Annotated in this window: 18 protein-coding genes; 13 read left to right on the forward strand and 5 right to left on the reverse strand. The window is 63.4% G+C overall.

Going from position 1 to position 19,317, the window contains the following annotated elements; genetic code table 11:
* Positions 1-78: 78 nt before the first annotated feature.
* The 4 genes from NKJ77_RS29170 to erpA form a co-directional block, all read right to left on the reverse strand.
* The gene (locus NKJ77_RS29170) at positions 79-279 is read right to left on the reverse strand and encodes a hypothetical protein (protein ID WP_352536174.1); all 201 of its coding nucleotides are present in this window, start codon (positions 277-279) and stop codon (positions 79-81) included.
* Positions 280-395: 116 nt separating this feature from the next.
* Entirely contained in the window at positions 396-1,190 is a 795-nt protein-coding gene (gene xth / locus NKJ77_RS29175; RefSeq protein ID WP_023667698.1) for an exodeoxyribonuclease III, read from the reverse strand.
* Between the two features lie 8 nt (positions 1,191-1,198).
* On the reverse strand, positions 1,199-1,591 hold the full coding sequence (locus NKJ77_RS29180; protein WP_023830605.1) for a VOC family protein: 393 nt from the start codon (positions 1,589-1,591) through the stop codon (positions 1,199-1,201).
* 4 nt (positions 1,592-1,595) lie between these two features.
* Entirely contained in the window at positions 1,596-1,943 is a 348-nt protein-coding gene (gene erpA, locus NKJ77_RS29185; protein WP_031194769.1) for an iron-sulfur cluster insertion protein ErpA, read from the reverse strand.
* A gap of 76 nt (positions 1,944-2,019) precedes the next feature.
* Between erpA and NKJ77_RS29190 the strand changes: the two genes are divergently transcribed.
* The 13 genes from NKJ77_RS29190 to NKJ77_RS29250 all read left to right on the forward strand — a co-directional run bounded on the left by NKJ77_RS29190 (position 2,020) and on the right by NKJ77_RS29250 (position 18,273).
* Positions 2,020-3,234, forward strand: coding sequence for a deoxyguanosinetriphosphate triphosphohydrolase (locus tag NKJ77_RS29190; protein ID WP_023729964.1), 1,215 nt, complete (start codon positions 2,020-2,022; stop codon positions 3,232-3,234).
* Between the two features lie 62 nt (positions 3,235-3,296).
* A complete protein-coding gene (argS, locus tag NKJ77_RS29195) occupies positions 3,297-5,060 on the forward strand; it encodes an arginine--tRNA ligase (RefSeq protein ID WP_023744778.1) in 1,764 nt (587 codons plus the stop codon).
* 103 nt (positions 5,061-5,163) lie between these two features.
* Entirely contained in the window at positions 5,164-8,604 is a 3,441-nt protein-coding gene (locus NKJ77_RS29200) for an SPOR domain-containing protein (protein ID WP_352536175.1), read from the forward strand.
* Positions 8,605-8,737: 133 nt separating this feature from the next.
* Positions 8,738-9,757, forward strand: a complete 1,020-nt coding sequence (nagZ, locus tag NKJ77_RS29205; protein WP_023830608.1) for a beta-N-acetylhexosaminidase — start codon at positions 8,738-8,740, stop codon at positions 9,755-9,757.
* 174 nt (positions 9,758-9,931) lie between these two features.
* Positions 9,932-10,732, forward strand: coding sequence for a segregation and condensation protein A (locus tag NKJ77_RS29210; RefSeq protein WP_023667690.1), 801 nt, complete (start codon positions 9,932-9,934; stop codon positions 10,730-10,732).
* Positions 10,729-11,496, forward strand: a complete 768-nt coding sequence (scpB, locus tag NKJ77_RS29215; RefSeq protein ID WP_023830609.1) for an SMC-Scp complex subunit ScpB — start codon at positions 10,729-10,731, stop codon at positions 11,494-11,496. The genes NKJ77_RS29210 and scpB overlap by 4 nt, the downstream gene beginning before the upstream one ends.
* Positions 11,497-11,676: 180 nt before the next feature.
* Positions 11,677-11,898, forward strand: coding sequence for a twin-arginine translocase TatA/TatE family subunit (locus tag NKJ77_RS29220; RefSeq protein WP_023681650.1), 222 nt, complete (start codon positions 11,677-11,679; stop codon positions 11,896-11,898).
* An 86-nt stretch (positions 11,899-11,984) separates the two neighbouring features.
* Complete coding sequence (gene tatB / locus NKJ77_RS29225; protein WP_023830610.1) at positions 11,985-12,725, forward strand: Sec-independent protein translocase protein TatB; 741 nt, start codon at positions 11,985-11,987, stop codon at positions 12,723-12,725.
* A complete protein-coding gene (gene tatC, locus NKJ77_RS29230; RefSeq protein WP_023688219.1) occupies positions 12,722-13,597 on the forward strand; it encodes a twin-arginine translocase subunit TatC in 876 nt (291 codons plus the stop codon). The genes tatB and tatC overlap by 4 nt, the downstream gene beginning before the upstream one ends.
* A 109-nt stretch (positions 13,598-13,706) precedes the next feature.
* A complete protein-coding gene (gene serS / locus NKJ77_RS29235) occupies positions 13,707-15,011 on the forward strand; it encodes a serine--tRNA ligase (RefSeq protein ID WP_023706002.1) in 1,305 nt (434 codons plus the stop codon).
* Positions 15,011-15,772 carry a 5'/3'-nucleotidase SurE gene (gene surE / locus NKJ77_RS29240; RefSeq protein WP_023710683.1) on the forward strand — a complete coding sequence of 254 codons (762 nt, stop codon included), beginning with the start codon at positions 15,011-15,013 and terminating at the stop codon, positions 15,770-15,772. Before serS ends, surE begins: the two co-directional genes overlap by 1 nt.
* 26 nt (positions 15,773-15,798) lie before the next feature.
* Complete coding sequence (locus tag NKJ77_RS29245; protein WP_352536176.1) at positions 15,799-16,452, forward strand: protein-L-isoaspartate(D-aspartate) O-methyltransferase; 654 nt, start codon at positions 15,799-15,801, stop codon at positions 16,450-16,452.
* A 324-nt stretch (positions 16,453-16,776) separates the two neighbouring features.
* The gene (locus tag NKJ77_RS29250) at positions 16,777-18,273 is read left to right on the forward strand and encodes a peptidoglycan DD-metalloendopeptidase family protein (RefSeq protein WP_352536177.1); all 1,497 of its coding nucleotides are present in this window, start codon (positions 16,777-16,779) and stop codon (positions 18,271-18,273) included.
* A 110-nt stretch (positions 18,274-18,383) separates the two neighbouring features.
* Here the strand turns inward: NKJ77_RS29250 and NKJ77_RS29255 are convergent, their stop codons facing one another.
* On the reverse strand, positions 18,384-19,259 hold the full coding sequence (locus tag NKJ77_RS29255; RefSeq protein ID WP_352536178.1) for an ATP-binding protein: 876 nt from the start codon (positions 19,257-19,259) through the stop codon (positions 18,384-18,386).
* Positions 19,260-19,317: the final 58 nt, after the last annotated feature.

Below are 19,317 nucleotides of genomic sequence, written 5' to 3' on the forward strand. Positions count from 1 at the left end.
CAGGGAATCGGTGACGTTGAACATCACCAGCCTGCCATGACCGCCCTCTCTCAGCGAATTTGCAGAACTCTCAGCACACTACCCGTGCAGATGCGGCTTCATCGTGCTGTCGGGGCAGCTGTCGCCGATCTTGGTCCATGAGGTGTTGTTGAGCACCAGGTCGCAGCGGGCCATATGGCTCTTGTCTGAAACCGTCAGGCAGGTGACCTGGCCGACCTGGTAGGACTTGCCATTGGCCAGGCACTGCTGGTCGGCAAGTGCCGCTGCAGGGGAGGCCATGGCAAATGCCAGGCCGATTGGACAAAGGAGGAATCGTAGTGCCATGGAACCCCAGCCGCCATGCTGATCTCTGACTGAATGGCGCGATTGTGGCGACATCAGGGTTTCGGCTGATATCAAGCCGGCAGCAGCGCCAGATCGATCGCCACCGGCACGTGGTCGGAAGGCTTTTCCCAGGCGCGCACATGCTTTTCGATCGAGGCCGAGGAAAAGCGGTTGGCCGCTTCGGGTGACAACAGCAGATGGTCGATGCGGATGCCGTTGTTCTTCTGCCAGGCGCCGGCCTGGTAATCCCAGAAGGTGTAGACGTCGGCGGCATCGGTGACGGCGCGCACCGCCTCGGTAAAGCCGAGATTCTTCAGTCGCCGGAAGGCCTGCCGGGTCTGCGGCTGGAACAGCGCATCGCCAAGCCAGTTCTCGGGGAAGCGCGCATCGACCGGCTCGGGGATGACATTGTAGTCGCCGGCCAGCACCAGCGCCTCCTCCAGAAGCAGCCGCTGCTCGGCCCAGCGATGCAGCCGCTCCATCCAGGCCAGCTTGTAAGGAAATTTCTTCTCGTCATCGATGGGATTGCCGTTGGGCAGATAGAGCGAGGCGACGCGCAGCGCGCCCTGGTCGGTCGAGAACACGCCCTCGATGAAGCGCGCCTGCTCGTCGGCGTCATCACCGGGCAGGCCTCTGATAACCTCGTCGAACGGAAGTTTCGACAGTAGGGCGACGCCGTTAAAGCCCTTCTGGCCATGGGTTTCCACGTTGTAGCCAAGCGCCTCGATCTCGGCGCGCGGGAACTGCTCGTCGACCGACTTGATCTCCTGCAGGCAGACGATGTCGGGCTGGCTTTCGCTCAGCCAGTGGGTGAGGTTGCCGATGCGGGCGCGAATGCCGTTTATGTTCCAGGTAACGATTTTCATGGGCGGCCTCAGGGATGTTCGGGCGAAAGACGTTCGACAAGCCCGATCGTATTGCCTGCCGGGTCCTTTAGAAAGGCCATCCACTCGCTTTCCCCCGCCGTTCCGAACGTGCCTTCGATGTCGTTGTGGACGAGCGCCGGCGGTGCGGTGAAGGGAACGCCGGACGCTTTCGCCTCGGCGTGGAAGGCTTCGAGCCCGGCAATATCGAGATAGACGGTGCCGGCCGGAACGCCATCGGTGAACAGCAACCTGATATCACCGGCCATGATGAAGGCGATGCCCGGCGGATCGTAGCGGGCGTGAACGTTGAGGCCGAGCACATCGCGCCAGAAGGCCAGCGTCACGTCGAGATCGCGCCCGGCCGACAGTGCGACCTGACGGACCGCGCCGACGCCGGACATCTGCCTAGATGGAGAAACTGGTGCCGCAGCCGCAGGAGGCGACTGCATTGGGGTTGCGGATCTGGAACGATTGGCCCATCAGATCGTCGACGAAGTCGATCACCGAGCCGCCCATATAGACCAGCGACAAATCGTCGATCAGCACGGTGGCGCCGTCCTTTTCGATGGCGACGTCGTCGTCGTTGCGCGTATTGACCAGGTCGAACTTGTAGGAAAAGCCGGAGCAGCCGCCGCCCTCTACGGAGACGCGCAGCGCCGTCTTGCCGGCCTCGCCAGAGACGATTTTCGCGATCCGCTTGGCGGCGGACTCGGTCATCTCGACTTTCATGGCAGTCTTGGCATCAGCGCCCATGGGCGTCACCTTGCTTTCAGTTTCACATGATAGGTATGAAGCGGGAAGGGGCAAGTCAACTGCGGCGGCATCAGCCATGACAAATGAGCTTGGCGACATTGGGTTCGGCTATCGGCCGCGCGCGGCCTATGCCAGCGACCCAGCCAGGTCGCGCGGGCGGCTCTATGACGAGGTCGAGAGCCCGACTCGCACGCCATTCCAGCGCGACCGCGACCGTATCATTCATTCGACTGCCTTCCGCCGCCTGAAGCACAAGACGCAGGTGTTCGTCGCCCATGAAGGAGATCACTACCGCACCCGGCTGACGCATTCGATCGAGGTGGCGCAGATTGCGCGGGCTCTGGCGCGAGCGCTGCGCGGCGACGAGGATCTGGCCGAGGCGGTCGCCTTGGTGCACGATTTCGGTCACACGCCGTTCGGCCATACCGGCGAGGACGCGCTGAACGAGCGGATGGCCCAATGGGGCGGCTTCGACCACAATGCGCAGTCGCTGCGCGTGGTGACGCGGCTGGAGCGGCGCTATGCCGAGTTCGACGGGCTGAACCTGACCTGGGAAACGCTGGAAGGCCTGGTGAAGCACAATGGCCCGCTGACCGACGCCAAGGGAAAAGGGCTCAAAGGCCCGGTGCCGCAGGCGATCCGCGACTATTCCGAGTTGCACGACCTCGAACTCGACCATTTCGCCGGCATCGAGGCGCAATGTGCTGCGATCGCCGACGATATCGCCTACAACACCCATGACATCGACGACGGCCTGCGCTCCGGCTTCCTGACCTTGGACATGCTGGAAACGGTGGCGCTGCCGGGATCGATCCTGGCAAGCGTGCGCGCGCGCTATCCGGGCCTGGACGATGTGCGCACCGGCCATGAGCTGATGCGCCGGCAGATCACGATGATGGTCGAGGACGTCATTGTTTCCACCACCGCCAATCTGGAGCGCATCAAGCCTGACAGCGCCGAAGCGGTGCGGGCGGCGGGCGAGACGATGGTGACCTTTTCCGCAGACATGGCGGCAACCGAGAAGGATTTGAAGACCTTTCTTTACAAGCATCTCTACCGGCATGACGAGGTGATGCGCGTTCGCATTGAGGCCGAGCAGATCGTGCGCGACCTGTTCGATGTCTATTTCGCCGATCCGCGCGCCATGCCGGACGGCTGGCGGGAGGGGCTCGACCGGGCGGAGGACCGCATCAAGGCGCGCAGCGTCGCCGATTTCCTGGCGGGGATGACGGATACCTACGCCTTGAAGGAACACCGCCGTCTGTTTGACCATACGCCCGATTTAAGCTAGGGCGGGCGCGATTTGCCGGCCAATGAGCCGGTTCCCCTGCACAGTCCGCCAGAGCAAGACCCATGAACATCTTCGCCGATTTCAGCGCGCGAATCACAAAAGCCGTCGAAGCGCTTGATTTGAAAGACAGTAATGGCGTTTCGCCCGACCTGTCGCGCATCGCCGTCGAGCCGCCGCGCGACGCCAGCCATGGCGATCTCGCCACCAATGCGGCGATGGTACTGGCCAAGCCGACAGGGCACAACCCGCGGGCGCTGGCCGAGCGGCTGGTGGAAGTGCTGCGCAGCGACGCCGATGTTGCCGAAGCCGACGTCGCCGGTCCCGGCTTCGTCAATCTCCGGCTCAAGGACGCTTTCTGGCAGGCACATCTGACCGCGGTGCTCGGCGAGGGGCAAAACTACGGCCGCTCGACCATTGGTGGCGGCAAGAAGACCAATGTCGAATATGTCTCGGCCAATCCGACCGGGCCGATGCATGTCGGCCATTGCCGGGGCGCGGTTGTCGGCGACACGCTCGCCAATCTGATGGCCTTCGCCGGCTATGACGTCACCAAGGAATACATCATCAACGACGCCGGCGCGCAGATCGACGTGCTCGGGCGTTCGGCCTTCCTGCGCTACCGCGAAGCGCTGGGCGACGACATTGGCGAGATACCGGCCGGTCTCTATCCCGGCGACTATCTTGTGCCGGTCGGTCAGGCGCTGGCTGCCGAATTTGGCCGCAAGCTCTTGCAGATGCCCGACGATCAGTCGCTGGCAATCGTCAAGGACCGCACGATCGACGCCATGATGGTGATGATCCGCGAGGATCTGGCGTTGCTCAATGTGCATCACGACGTTTTCTTCTCCGAGCGCACGCTGCATGCCGACAATGCCAAAAAAATCCGCTCGGCGATCAACGATCTGACGCTGAAGGGCCATATCTACAAGGGCAAGCTGCCGCCGCCCAAGGGCGAGAAGCCGGACGACTGGGAAGACCGCGAGCAGACGCTGTTCCGCTCGACGGCGGTCGGCGACGACATGGACAGGGCGCTGGTCAAGTCCGACGGCTCGTTCACCTATTTCGCCGCCGACGTCGCCTATCTCAAGGACAAGGTCGACCGCGGTTTCGTCGGCCTGATCTATGTGCTGGGCGCCGACCATGGCGGCTACGTCAAGCGGCTGGAAGCGCTGGCGCGGGCGATTGCAGGCGATGATCTGAAGCTGCAACTCACGGTGCTCCTGTGCAATCTGGTGAAGCTGTTTCGCGATGGCGAACCGGTTCGGATGTCGAAGCGGTCGGGCGACTTCGTGACCTTGCGCGAAGCGGTGGAGGAGGTGGGCCGCGATGCGATCCGCTTCATGATGCTCTACCGCAAGAGCGACGCGCCGCTCGACTTCGATTTCGCCAAGGTCACCGAACAGTCCAAGGACAATCCCGTGTTCTACGTGCAGTACGCTTCGGCGCGCTGTCATTCGGTGTTCCGGCAGGCGAGCGAGCAACTGGGCGAGGCCAATTTCGACCGCAACAGCCTGGCCGCGGCCTCGGCGTCGCTCACCGATGAGGGCGAGATCGGCCTGATCCGGAAGCTGGCTGAATATCCCCGGCTGGTCGAATCCGCGGCCCTTGCGCTGGAGCCGCACCGGCTGGCATTCTACCTCTACGATCTGGCTTCCAGCTTCCATGGACACTGGAATCGGGGCACCGAGAATGCCGACTTACGTTTTGTTAAGGTTAACGACCGACAATTGACTCATGCCAGACTAGGGCTGGTGCAGGCTGTTTCGGATGTTTTGACCTCCGGCCTGACGCTGATTGGGGCTGATGCGCCCACTGAGATGCGTTAGGTTTAACTAAAACACCTGTCACCATTTGCCCACATTGCGCTGGTAAGGGCCAACCCTACGCGACGTCCATGGCGTCCGAATGAGTGCGAGTTCGGGAACAATAATGGCAGACAGAACCCAGCTGAGAGTAGCCGACAACAACGACATCGCCGAAGATGATCCGTTCGCTGAACTGACCAGGATCATGGGTTTCGATCCGCGCCAGCCGGTCAAGCCGCAGGCGCCAGCCGTCGAGACGGCTGCGGACGAGGGCGATTTCGACATCGACCTCGAGAAGGAGTTGATGGGCGAATTCGGCGATGAAATCGGTTCCATGGAGGCCAGCCAGCCAGCTCCCGAGGTTCACCAGCCTGCCGCTGAGCCCTACGAACCTGCTGCCGAGATTCGCGAGCCGGCTTTCGAAACCACCGATGCCGCGATGGACGATGCGCTGGCTGCTTCGCTGGAATATGATTTCGTCTTCGACGATGCCGCCGATCTGGATTTCGGCGCTGCCCCGCAGGCTGCGGCTGCTCCCGTTGAACCCTCGGTTGCCGAACCTTGGTTTGCCGAGCCCGCATTCGACGAAGCTGCATTCGATGACGATTTCGACAATGCCGTGGCCAGTTCACTGGAAAACGTATCGCCGCTCGAAGACGACCTGCCGATGGATGACGAGCTTGCCGCTTCGCTCGAGCAGGGGTTGCTGCTCGATGACGATGCGACCGTCGCCCATGCCGCAGATGTCGCGCAGGTTGCTGCTGCGCCTGCCGACGATCTCGCGTTCGACGATGATTTCGACAATGCCGTCTCGATGTCGCTGGAAGACGAGCTGACGCTGGACGGTCCTGCGCCGGCGCAGGACCAGTATGCCGCGCCAGTAGCCGAGGCGCCGATCCATACCTTCGACGCCGTCGGCTCCGCCGACCACGCTGTTGCCGACGAGGATTTTGCGGGTCATTTCGATGACGCGATGGCCGATGTCGACATGGACTTTGCGGCCCAGGATTTTGCAGCCCAGGATTTTGCGGCCGAGCATTTCGAGCCTCAGGCTTTCGAGGCTCAGCCTGTTGAGGCCGAGGATCCGGAAGAGCGCGATCTGGATGTCAGCGATCTGCAGGCCAGCGCGCCGGTTGAGATGGATGCGCCGGAAGTGGACGAGACGCCGGCCTGGACCGTGGAGGCCAGCCCCTCTCATGAGACTGCGCACGAAGCATTCGACGATTTCGATCTGAGCATCGATGATGCGCTTGCCGATCACGAGCCGGTGGCCGAGACCGCACCCGCTCCGGTTCAGCCAACTCCGGTCGCACCAGCCTATGTGGCGCCTACCAATATGGCGACCCCGGCCGCTCCGGTCGCTGACGAACGGACGTTGGAAGATGAACTCAACGCGCTGCTTGGCGCCATGACCACACCACGCCCGGCGCCAGTCGCCCCGATTCCGGTGGTCACCGAGCCCACCAGGGCTGCCGCCATCGAGCCCACCAGGACTTATGAGCCGGTTGCCCCGGTGCAGCGGTCCGTCGCGACGCCGGTCGCTCCGGTCGATAATCTCGACTGGGACCTAGACGAACACGCGCCTGCTCCTCAGGAGGCCCAGGCGGACGATGCCGATTTCGACGATCTGCTTGCCGGCGAACTTGAAGGCCATGTGCCCGAGATCGAGTTCGATGATCACGCCTTCGACGCGGCGCTGGCCAAGGGCATCGATCTCGGTCATGACGATACGGCAGCACCGGTCGCTGGCGACTGGCGCTCGACGCCGCCGGAGCCGGCGCGTTCGTGGAGCCGCGTGACTCCCACCCCGGCCCAGCCTTCCTTTGCAGCGCAGCCGAAACCTTCTTTTGCAGCGCAGCCGCAAGCTGCTTTTGCAGAAAAGCCGTCCATGCCGCCGGCGGCAGCGCCAAGCTATCGCGACCAGCCGGTTGCCGCTGCTGCCTATGTGGCGCCGACGCCATCGCGCCAGGCGCCGCCTCAGGCCTATGACGAGATGCCGGATGTCGAGACGGTCGATGTGCCGGAGCGTGTGGTGGCGATTGCCGACGACCTCGACATTCCAGAACTCAGCTTCGAGCAAGACGAGCCGGCCGCCTATGACGACATCGACGCCGAATTCGCCGGCATGCTCAACGACATGAACGCGGTGGAAGTGGCGCCGCCCACTGCCGCACGCAGTGCCGGCTATGATGACGATTCCTACAGTTCCAGCTTCAGTTCGGGCCACGAGCTCGACCAGCGCGCCTATGCGGCGCGGCCAGCCGAAGTGCTTGCAGCCACGCAAGCTCACCACGCCGATGCCGCCGGCGGCTTCGACATGGACGATCTGCCCGGCAGCCAGCCGGTTTCGCAGGCCGACGATTTCGCGGTCGACGAACTCGACTACGATCCGGATCTGGACGAGGCAATGGCGGTGCCGGGCCTCGCCGAGCAGGAAGCCGCACGGCCGCGCAGGAGCGGGCTGCTGGTCGCGGGGGTCGTTGCTGCGGTTGCGATTGCCGGCGGCCTTGGCGCCTTCGCCTTGTCGTTCGGCGGCAAGGGCGGCAGCGATGCGCCGGTCATTGTCAAAGCCGACAACAGGCCGATCAAGGTCAAGCCCGAAAATCCGGGCGGCGCCGTGGTGCCGAACCAGGACAACAAGGTTTATGATGCGGTCGCCAAGGGCACCAAGCCGGCCGAGCCGGTTCAGGAGAAGCTGGTCACCAACACCGAAGAGCCGGTCGATGTGAAGGCGCAGGAGCCTGAAAGCCGCGTCGTCGATCTGTCGCCCGACGATACTGCCCCAGGCCCCGACGCTGCCGGCAACCCCGAAGCTGCCGTCAACCCCGACGCTGCCGGCAACCCCGACGCGGCTGTCGCGCCGGCGCCAAAATCCGAGGACCGCATTGCGCAGGTGCTGCAGGAAGCCGAGAAGAACCCCGATACGGTCGCCGTTGCCCCGCGCAAGGTGCGGACCATGGTGGTCAAGCCCGACGGCTCGTTGGTGGCACGCGAGGACTCGACGCCGGCCGCGCCGCAGGTTGCGGCGACTGAGCCGCTTGACCCGGCGCCGCAGCACGTCGCCCCTTCGGCCGATGCCGAGCAGACCGGCACCGTGGCGCCTGCCGATCAGGCAAATAGCGACCAGGCAAGTGCCGAGACCGCCAAGCCGGTCAAGCCGGTGAAGCCGGCGGCTGCGCCGAAGGCTGAGACCGAGTCCGCCAACACGCCGCAGACGGTTGCCGTGGCGCCGCAGCGCCCGTCCGACCAGCCGGTCGACGTGGTCGGCGAGGTCAAGCCCGACCAGGTTGCCTCCATCCCGGCGACGGCTTCGACATCGGGCGGTTCGTGGTCGATGCAGATCGCTTCGCAGCCGACGGTCGAAAGCGCCCAGGCCAACTACGCCGACCTGCAGCGCCGCTATGGAAATGTGCTCGCCGGTCGCACCGCCAACATCGTCAAGGCGGAGATCGCCGGCAAGGGCACCTTCTACCGTGTCCGGGTGCCTGCGCAATCGCGCAACGATGCGATCAATCTGTGCACCAGCTACAAGGCTGCCGGCGGCAACTGCTTCGTGTCGCGGTAAGGCCGGATCCAATTATCAGAGCCGGTGCGTTCCCAAGGGTCGCGCCGGCTTTTTCATGTGGATGGGCGAGAGGTTGAGGCGCTTGCCGTCCGGGGAGATTCCCTTTGGCGGCGCGAAGCCCTAAACTGGTGGGATGACCGAATCAAAATCCATGATCCTCGGCTGTGCCGGGAAATCGCTGACCCGCGAAGAAATCCGTTTCTATCGCAATGAATGCCCGTGGGGCTTCATCCTGTTTGCCCGCAACATCGGCGAGACCGAGCAAATCCGCGATCTGGTCGCCGAAATGCGTGACTGTATCGGGCGCCCCGATGCACTGGTGTTCATCGACCAGGAGGGTGGCCGGGTGCAGCGCCTGCGGCCGCCGCTGGCGCCCAACTATCCCGCCGGCGGCGCGCTCGGCGCATTGTGGCGCAAGGACCATGATGCCGGCACCCGCGCTGCCTGGCTGATGGCGCGGCTGCACGCGTTCGACCTGTTGCGCTTCGGTATCTCGGCCGATTGCCTGCCGGTGCTGGACGTGCCGATCGAGGGCGCCAGCGACGTCATCGGCGCGCGCGCCTATGGCAAGGAGCCGCGCCCGGTCATCGAACTCGGCCGGGCGGCAGCGGAAGGGCTGATGTCGGGCGGCGTGCTGCCGGTCATGAAGCACATTCCGGGCCATGGGCGCGCCTTTGCCGACACGCATTTCGAACTGCCTGTGGTCGATGCCTCGCTGAGCGACCTGCAGCGGCATGATTTCGCCCCTTTCCGCGAGCTTAGCCATCTGCCGATGGCGATGACGGCGCATGTCGTCTACAGCGCCATCGATCCGAAGAACCCAGCGACCACCTCAGGCAAGGTCATCGACGAGATCATCCGCCGCGAGATCGGCTTCGACGGGCTGTTGATGAGCGACGACACCTCGATGAAGGCACTTTCTGGGGATTTCCCGACAAAGGCGGCCTCGATCCTTGCGGCGGGCTGCGATCTGGTCCTTCACTGCAATGGCGTTTTTGAGGAGATGGCAGGCATCGCATCGCGAACCACGGGACTTGAAGGGACGTCGCTGGAGCGCGCCAAGCGGGCGCTGACCTATATAAGGGATCGCGACCGGGCCGACGAAACCGAGATACGCGCCGAGTTTGCCACCTATTTCGATGCGGTGGCCTAGAGACGGATGATTTCAGGTCTGTTCGACCTGAAATCTGAATCCGTCTCTAAATTAGATAGAGAGAGCATGATGTCGTCCGAAAACCGCTTCACACTTTTCGGCATCATGCTCTAACCAGAGGTAAAGGAACAAGTGGCGGAAACATTGGACAGCAAGGCTGCGAAGGCCGCACCGATGGACCGTCTGTGGGCCGAGAACGACGATTCACGGGTCACCGGCGACCCGTCGCTTGTCGTCGACGTCGCCGGGTTCGAAGGTCCGCTCGATCTCTTGCTGCATCTCGCCCGCAACCAAAAGGTCGATCTGTCGCGGATTTCCATCTTGGCGCTGGTCGAGCAGTATCTGACCTTCGTCGAGACGGCGAGGGCGCTAAGGCTTGAGCTTGCCGCCGACTACCTGGTGATGGCGGCGTGGCTGGCCTTCCTCAAGTCGAAGCTCCTCATCCCCAAGCAGCCCGGCGAAGAAGGCGAAAGCGGCGAGGAACTGGCCGCGGTGCTGCAGTTCCGGCTGAAGCGTCTGGAGGCCATGCGCGACGCCTCGGCAAGGCTGGTCAACCGCAACCGGCTCGGCCGCGACGTGTTTGCACGCGGCATGCCTGAGATGGTCATCGTCGAGAAGCGTAACGCCTATTCGGCCTCGCTCTACGATTTGCTCACCGCCTATGCGCAGCAGCGCCAGAAACAGGCGATCACCAATGTGACAATTGCCCGGCGTGGCGTGTGGTCGCTCAAGGATGCGCGCGATATCCTGACCCGGCTGATCGGCTCGCTGCGCGACTGGACGGCGCTGGACAGCTATCTGATCAATTACCTGACCAGCCCGGACGAACGGCGTACCGCGATTGCCAGCTCGTTTGCGGCGTCGCTGGAACTGGTGCGCGAAGGCAGCATCGAGATGCGACAGGACCAGGTGTTCGCGCCGCTCTATCTGCGCGGCCGCGCGCAACCAATCAAGGCAGTCGAGGTGGCATCATGAGCGAACGCGCCAACGCTTCGGTCATTCCGTTCAAGGTCGAAGAAGAGACCGAGGAGGGCATTATCGCCCAGGACCCGACTGATACCCTGCTTCTGAATCCTGGCGAACGGCTGCATATGGTCGAAGCCATACGCATGGCCGAGGCGATCGTGTTCGCCAGCGCCGAGCCGGTCAGCGAAAAGCAGCTCGCAGCCAGATTGCCCGATGGCATCAGCATTGCCGCTGCCATGGCTGAGCTGCAGCAGATCTATGCGCGGCGCGGCGTCAATCTGGTTCGGGTCGGCGATGCCTGGGCGTTCCGTACCGCCGGCGATCTCGCCTTCCTGATGAGCCGCGACACGGTGCAGCAGCGCAAGCTGTCGCGCGCCGCGCTCGAAGTGCTGGCGATCATCGCCTACCACCAGCCGGTGACGCGCGCCGAGATCGAGGACATCAGAGGCGTCGAGACCTCGAAGGGCACGCTGGATACGCTGCTCGAAACGGAATGGGTGCGCATGCGCGGCCGCCGCCGTACGCCCGGCCGTCCCGTCACCTACGGCACGACAGACACTTTCCTCGACCATTTCGCACTGGAGGAGATCCGCGATCTTCCCGGGATGGACGAACTGAAGGGGGCAGGGCTGCTCTCCGGCCGCATGCCGTCGAATTTCGCCATCCCGTTGCCGCCGGCCGATCCGGACGCGCTGACCGAGGACGAGGATGCGTTGACCGACATCGATCTCGAGGAACTCGGCCTGCTGACGCCGCGCGTCACGGAAGATTGACCGCAAGCCGCTGTCAAAAAGCTGCATTGCTGCGGTAGATGCGCCGATTGGTAGCGGGCAGCTTTGCCGAAAATGCGTGACATAAGCCGCGCCTTCATAAACTTTGTCGCTGTTGTGTTTGAATCCCAACGCGAAAACGCATAGATCATCGCCAGGGAAAACATTCGAGAGAGAGTTACAATGGGTTCATTTTCGATTTGGCACTGGATGATCGTGCTGGTGATCGTGCTGCTGGTGTTCGGCCGCGGCAAGATACCCGAGCTGATGGGCGACATGGCCAAGGGCATCAAGAGCTTCAAGAAGGGCATGGCCGACGACGATACCGCCGAAGACAAGCGCACCGTCGAGCACCGCCCGGATGAGACCGTTTCGGCAGTGAAGGAAAAGGCCAGCAAGAGCTGAGCCGAAGGTTGTTGCTTTTGTGCAAGTCGTTGTCCCAAAACCGCTTCGCACTTTTGGGCGACAAGCACTAGTCGGAACTGATTGCCATGTTTGAAGTCGGCTGGACCGAAATGCTGGTGATCGCGATCGTCATGATCGTGGTCGTCGGACCCAAGGATTTGCCCAATATGCTGCGCACCTTCGGCCGCACGACGGCGAAGCTGCGTGCCATGGCCTCCGACTTCCAGAAGCAGTTCAACGAGGCGTTGAAGGAAGCCGAGCTCGACGACGTCAAGAAGTCTGTCGATACGCTGCGCGGCCTCAATCCGGCGGCCGAGATTCGCAAGCAGCTCAATCCGTTCGAACAGGCGGCAGCCGAGGTTCGCTCCGGCGTCGATGCGGTGATGAAGCCAAAGCCCGCCGTCGACCCCTCAACGCCCGCGGCAGAAACACCACAGCCGGCTGAGCCGCTCAAGAACGGCGCGACGGTGATGCCGGGTCTCAACGGACCGGAAACAGCGCCGGCGGCGCCGATCCTTCCGGCGATGACCGATCAGGCGGTGGTGACACCGGCTGCAGCAACAGCAGCGCCACGAAACGCGCGCGCCAAGAAGGCCGCGGCATCAAAGGCCCCGGCAACCAAAACAGCGGCAGCCAAGGCAGCACCGGCAAAGCCGGCGCCTGCGGCGAAGGTTGCGGCCAAGCCGTCAGCGGCGCCCGCCAAGGCTGCACCTGGAAAAGCCGCCACCAAGCCCGCTGCTGCACCGAAGGCAGTCACAAAGGCTGAGCCGAAGCCTGCGCCGGCCAAGAATCCCGCGCCCAAGAAGACGGCGGGGGCCGCCAAGTGAGCATTACGGACAGCGAAAAGGACGAGATCGAGAAGTCGTCGGCTCCGCTGATGGAGCATCTGATCGAACTGCGCCGGCGGCTGATCTGGTCGATCGGCGGTTTCTTCGTCGCCTTCCTCGTCTGCTTCTTCTTTGCCAAGAAGCTGTTCAATCTTTTGGTCGTTCCGTTCAAGTGGGCCACGCAGTGGGCCGGGCTCGATCCGCACAAGGTCGAGCTGATCTATACGGCGCCGCAGGAATTCTTCTTCACCCAGGTCAAGCTCGCCATGTTCGGCGGCATGGTCATCGCCTTTCCGCTGATCGCCACGCAGATCTACAAATTCATCGCGCCAGGCCTCTACAAGAACGAACGCAACGCCTTCCTGCCGTTCCTTATCGCATCGCCGATCCTGTTCCTGATGGGAGCGTCGCTGGTCTATTTCTTCTTCACGCCGATGGTGATGTGGTTCTTCCTCGCCATGCAGCAGGCCGGCACCGACGACCAGGTGCAGATTTCGCTGCTGCCGAAAGTGTCGGAATATCTCAGCCTGATCATGACGCTGATCTTCTCCTTCGGCCTGGTGTTCCAGCTGCCGGTGGTGACCAGCCTGATGACGCGGGTCGGCATGCTGTCGTCAAAGGCGCTGGCCGAGAAGCGCAAATGGGCGATCGTCATCGCCTTCGTCGTCGCGGCGGTGCTGACGCCGCCCGATCCGATGAGCCAGATCGGTTTGGCGATCCCGACCATCCTGCTCTACGAGGTGTCGATCTGGGCGGCCCGGTTGATCGAGCGCGACCAGGTCAAGCAGAAGCTGGCGCGCGAGAAGCAGGAAGCCGCCGAAGCCGTGGCCGAAAAGGCGGCGGACGCGTCCTCAAAGCAGGCTCCTTCATAGGCCGTCGCGTTCGGGTATCCGCGTTAGCGGAAAAACGCGACAGCCGCCATCTTGCATCGATGAAGGATGCGGTTTACGCCCTCAGGCCTTAGCTCGAGGACGACCAACCATGCTTGATATCAAATGGATTCGCGACAACCCGAAGGCCCTTGTCGAAGCGCTGGCCAAGCGCTCGTGGTCGGCTGACGAGGCGCAGTCCACGGTCGATGAGCTGATCAAGAAGGACGAAGCGCGGCGCGAGCACGTCACCGAGCTGCAGACCAAGCAGGAACGCCGCAACGCCGCCTCGAAGGAGATCGGCAACGCCATGCGTTCGGGCGACACGGCACTTGCCGAAAAGCTCAAGGCCGAAGTCGGCGATATCAAGACCTTCATCCAGAATGGCGAGGCGCGCGAGCGCGAGCTCGACAAGACGCTGAACGATGCGCTGGCGGTGCTGCCGAATGTGCCGCTCGACGACGTGCCGGTCGGCAAGGACGAGCACGACAATGTCGTCAAGCATATCGTCGGCGAGGTGCCGACCCGGCCGAACTGGGTGAAGGAGCATTTCGAGATCGGCGAAGCGCTCGGCATGATGGATTTCGAGCGGGCGGCAAAGCTGTCGGGATCACGCTTCACCGTGCTGAAGAGCGGGCTGGCGCGGATGGAGCGCGCCATCGGCCAGTTCATGCTCGATCTGCACACGACCGAGCATGGCTATGAAGAAGTCATCCCGCCACTGATGGTGCGCGACGAAGTGCTTTTCGGGACCAACCAGCTGCCGAAATTCGAGGACGACCTGTTCTTCGTGCAGCATGGCGATGGCCGGCTCGGGTTGATTCCAACCGCCGAGGTCCCGCTCACCAACCTGGTGCGCGAAGAAATCACGGCCCATGAAAAGCTGCCGCTGCGCTATACGGCGCTGACGCCGTGCTTCCGCTCGGAAGCGGGCTCCGCCGGCCGCGACACGCGCGGCATGTTGCGCCAGCACCAGTTCTACAAGGTCGAGCTGGTCTCGGTCACCGACCAGGAGTCTTCGCTCGCCGAGCACGAGCGGATGACGCAGTGCGCCGAAGAGGTGCTGAAGCGACTGGAGCTGCCGTTCCGCACCATGGTCCTGTGCACGGGCGACATGGGGTTTGGCGCGCGCAAGACCTACGACATCGAGGTCTGGCTGCCTGGACAGAACGCCTATCGCGAGATCTCGTCCTGTTCAGTGTGCGGCGACTTCCAGGCCAGGCGCATGGATGCCCGCTACAAGGACAGGGACGGCAACGGCAACCGCTTTGTGCACACGCTGAACGGTTCGGGCACCGCTGTCGGCCGTGCGCTGATTGCCGTCATCGAAAACTACCAGAATGAGGATGGCAGCGTAACCATTCCTGAAGTGCTGCGGCCTTATATGGGCGGTCTGGCGAAGATCGAATCGAAGTAATGCGCATCCTTCTGACCAATGATGACGGCATTCATGCCGAGGGCCTGGCGTCGCTCGAACGCATCGCCCGCACGCTGTCGGACGATGTCTGGGTCGTGGCGCCGGAGCAGGACCAGTCCGGCTACGCGCACTCGCTGTCGATCTCGGAGCCGCTCCGGCTGCGCAAGATCGGCGAGAAACACTACGCTGTGCGCGGCACGCCGACCGACTGCGTCATCATGGGCGTCAAGAAGATCCTGCCTGGCGCGCCGGACCTGATCCTGTCCGGTGTCAATTCCGGCGCCAACATCGCTGACGACGTCACCTATTCCGGCACCGTCGCCGGCGCCATGGAAGGCGCGCTGCTCGGCATCCGCTCGATCGCACTCAGCCAGGGTTATTCCTATGTCGGCGAGGACCGCGTCGTTCCCTATGAGACCACCGAGGCGCTGGCGCCGGCGTTGCTGAAAAAGCTCGTCGCCATGCCGCTGCCGGACGGCGTGCTGCTCAACGTCAACTTTCCCAACTGCCTCCCTGACGAGGTTGCCGGCACCGTCGTGACGTCGCAGGGCAAGCTGGTGCACAGCCTTTGGGTCGACGAGCGCCGCGACGGGCGCGGCCTGCCTTATTACTGGCTGCGCTTCGGCCGCGAGCCGGTCGAGGGCAAGCAGGGCACCGATCTCCATGCTCTGCGCAACCGGCTCGTGTCTGTGACGCCGCTGCAGCTTGACCTCACCGCGCATGAAATCCGTGACCAACTGACCAAGGCGCTGTCTGAATAAGGTGTTCGCATGAAGAAGGTTCTGGCATGAACTTGCCGCTCGACGATCGCGAGGGTTTTGCCGCTTTCCTGCTGCGCATGCGCGGCCAAGGCGCGGTGCCGAAGGCGCTGATCGCAGCCTTCGAGGCGACGCCGCGGCGCGGCTTCCTCAACGGCCAGTTCCATTCCATCGCCTGGTCGGACGGCATGCTGCCGATCGAATGCGGCGAGGCGATCGAGGGCGCCGATCTGCAGGCGGCGGTGATTGCGGCCCTGGCAATAGAGCCCGGCAACCGGGTGCTGGAGATCGGCACCGGCTCGGGCTACACGGCAGCGGTGATGTCGCGGCTCGCGGCGCGCATCGTCAGCGTCGACCGCTACAAAACGCTGGCCGAGCAGGCCAGGCAACGCTTCGAGGCGCTCGGCATCGGCAATGTCATCGTGCGCCAGGCCGACGGTTCCAACGGGCTTGCCAATGAAGCGCCGTTCGACCGCATCGTAGCCTGGGCGGCTTTCGACAGCCTGCCGCGCTTCCTGCTCGACCAATTGTCGAGCGGCGGCATCGTCATTGCCCCGATCGGGCCGGAGGAGGGCGAGCAGGTGCTGGCCAAGCTGACCAAGGTCGGCAGCCGCTTCGAGCGCGAGGATATCGGCACCGTGCGCCTGCAGCCGATCCTGCGCAGCGTCGCGGCGGTTATTTAGGTGCACTGATATTCATGTGAGGCCGGCCTGCAAATGGCAGGTTCCTGCGCTTCCGGTGCTCACATGTTTGAGTACGCTCCGCTCCGGCCTTCGCCGGCCGAAGCCGTCATAAATGCCTCCGCTCTATGAAGGCTACGGCCGGCGTAGGCCGGTTCTCAGAACCTGTCATTTTCGACTCGGCCTGACCTGAATCTCAACGCACCTTCGGCGCGTTCGAAAATGTTTTAAGAAAATTTGCGTCTGATTCTATGGGGTTAACCCGCCAGTAACATTAACGCGCTTTAATCATGACCAGTGTGTACCGGGTCTGTGCGGGTTAGTGCGATGCAATTCAGTGTTTTGAAGGCAAACGGGCGTACTCTGTCGCGGGGCTGCGCTGTCCTCATGCTAGCCGGAGTGGCGGCGGGGTGTAGCTCCCAAGTCTCGCGGTTCAATGGTGTCGACGACGTCTTCACCTCCTCGACCAACAATCAGCGCGCCATCATCGACAAGCAGAGCACCGCTCAGCCCTATCCGGGCGATGTGGCGGCCGAGCCGATCGCTGCGGCACCTGTCGATGGCAGCCATAACCAGTCGGTCAGCCGCTCCAGCCTGGAGCCAGTCACCGTCCAGCAGCTGCCGCCGCCGAGCGCGCCCAAAGCTGCTCCGATGCGCACCGCTTCCGCGCCGGCGCTTGCACCGGCACCGCATGTCGACAGAACGACTACCGGCACCGTCCAGCCGGCGAGGCCGTTCAAGAATGCCGGTGACTCCGATCCGAAACCAGTTGCGGCTGGTACACCGCATGCGACCGAGATCGTGGTCAGCGACGGCGAGACCATTTCCGGCATCGCTCATCGCTATCATGTGCCGGCCGACGTGATCGTGAAGGTCAACGGCTTGAGCGCCACCAAGGGGCTGAAGACCGGCCAGAAACTGGTCATCCCGGCCTATGCCTATTCAAGCAAGGGGACGGAGCCGAAACTTGCCGACGGCAAGCCGGCAAACAGCCCCAAGGCGCCGGCGCCGGAGAAGGTCGCCGTACTGCCGCAGCAGCCGAAACTCAAGGACGGCAAGTCCGCCGCGCAGGTTGACGCTTCGGCAGCGAACAAGCCGAAGACCGACAAGCCGGCGCAGACGGCCTCGGCCGCGCCAAAGGCCGCGGGCACCTACACGGTCCAGTCGGGCGACACCATGTCCTCCATCGCCAGGAAGACCGGCGTTGGCGTCGTGGCGCTGAAGCAGGCGAACGGCATGCAGGACGGCCTGCTCAAGATCGGCCAGACGCTGAAGGTTCCGGCAGGTGGCACCGCAACGGTCGCCAGCGCCAAGCCGGCCAAAGTTGATCCGGTGACGACCGCGACCACCCAACCGGCGGCAAAGCCGACGGAGACACTCGCCACCTACACGCCGCCGAAGAAGGACGCCAAGGTTATCCAGCAGGCCGAGGACGACGATGCTGTTGCGCCCGATGCCACCGGCATCGGCAAGATGCGTTGGCCGGTGCGTGGCCGCGTCATCTCCAATTTTGGTGGCGGCAAGGATGGCGTCGACATCGCCGTGCCTGAGGGGACGCCGGTCAAGGCGGCCGAGAACGGCGTGGTCATCTATGCCGGCGACGGCCTCAAGGAATTCGGCAATACGGTGCTGGTGCGCCACGAAAACGGGCTGGTCACCGTCTATGGCCACGCCAGTTCGATCGAGGTGCAGCGCGGCCAGAAGGTCAAGCGCGGCCAGGAGATCGCGCTGTCGGGCATGAGCGGCACCACCGACTCGCCGAAACTGCACTTCGAAGTGCGCAAGAACTCGGCCCCGGTCGATCCCTCAGGTTATCTCGAATAGTCGGGAATAGAACAATAAACGTTTTGCAGGCCGTCTGACCTCCAGTCCGGCCCGCCGGCTCAGCCCGCTCCGCAAGGGGCGGGCTTTTTCAGTGACCTGACGCAAATCAATCAGTCGTTCAGCGGCTTGCCGAGCCGGCCGGCCAGATCCTGGGTGAACTGCCAGGCGACGCGGCCCGAGCGGCTGCCGCGTGTCGTTGCCCATTCCAGGGCGTCGGCGCGCAACGTCTCCGGGTCGATCTTCAGTCCATGATGGCTGGCATAGCCGTTGACCATATCGAGATATTCGTCCTGCGAACATTTGTGGAAGCCGAGCCACAGGCCGAAACGGTCCGACAGCGAAACCTTTTCCTCGACCGCCTCGGACGGGTTGATGGCGGTCGAGCGCTCATTGTCGATCATGTCGCGCGGCAACAGGTGCCGGCGGTTCGACGTGGCGTAGAAGATGACATTGGCCGGGCGGCCCTCGACGCCGCCTTCAAGGGCTGCCTTCAGCGACTTGTAGGAGGTGTCGTCATGGTCGAAGGAGAGGTCGTCGCAAAACAGGATGAAGCGAAACGGCGCCGCCTTCAGCAGGCCCATCAGCCTGGGCAGCGTGTCGATATCCTCGCGATGGATCTCGATCAGCTTGAGCGGCAGGTCGGATTTGGCCTGGGCGTTGATCTGCGCATGCACGGCCTTGACCAGCGAGGATTTGCCCATGCCGCGCGCACCCCACAACAACACATTGTTGGCGGCATGGCCGGCGGCGAAGCGTTCCGTGTTTTCGACCAGAATGTCGCGCACGCGGTCGACGCCGCGGATCAGGCCGATGTCGACGCGGTTGACCTTGCGCACCGGCTCGAGATAGCCGGGGTCGGCCTGCCAGACGAAGCAATCGGCAACCGCAAGATCGGTTTGCGGCACCGGCGGCGGGGCGAGGCGGGTGACCGCCTCGATCAGGCGGTCGAGCTTTTGGTTCAGGGCCTCGATGGTGCTGTCGGTCATGTCTCGTCTTTTATGTTTCCGCACGAACGTGCGTAGGGGCCGAAATCGTCTTGATCCG

This window comes from Mesorhizobium sp. M0052 (assembly GCF_040323255.1).
Taxonomy (GTDB): domain Bacteria; phylum Pseudomonadota; class Alphaproteobacteria; order Rhizobiales; family Rhizobiaceae; genus Mesorhizobium.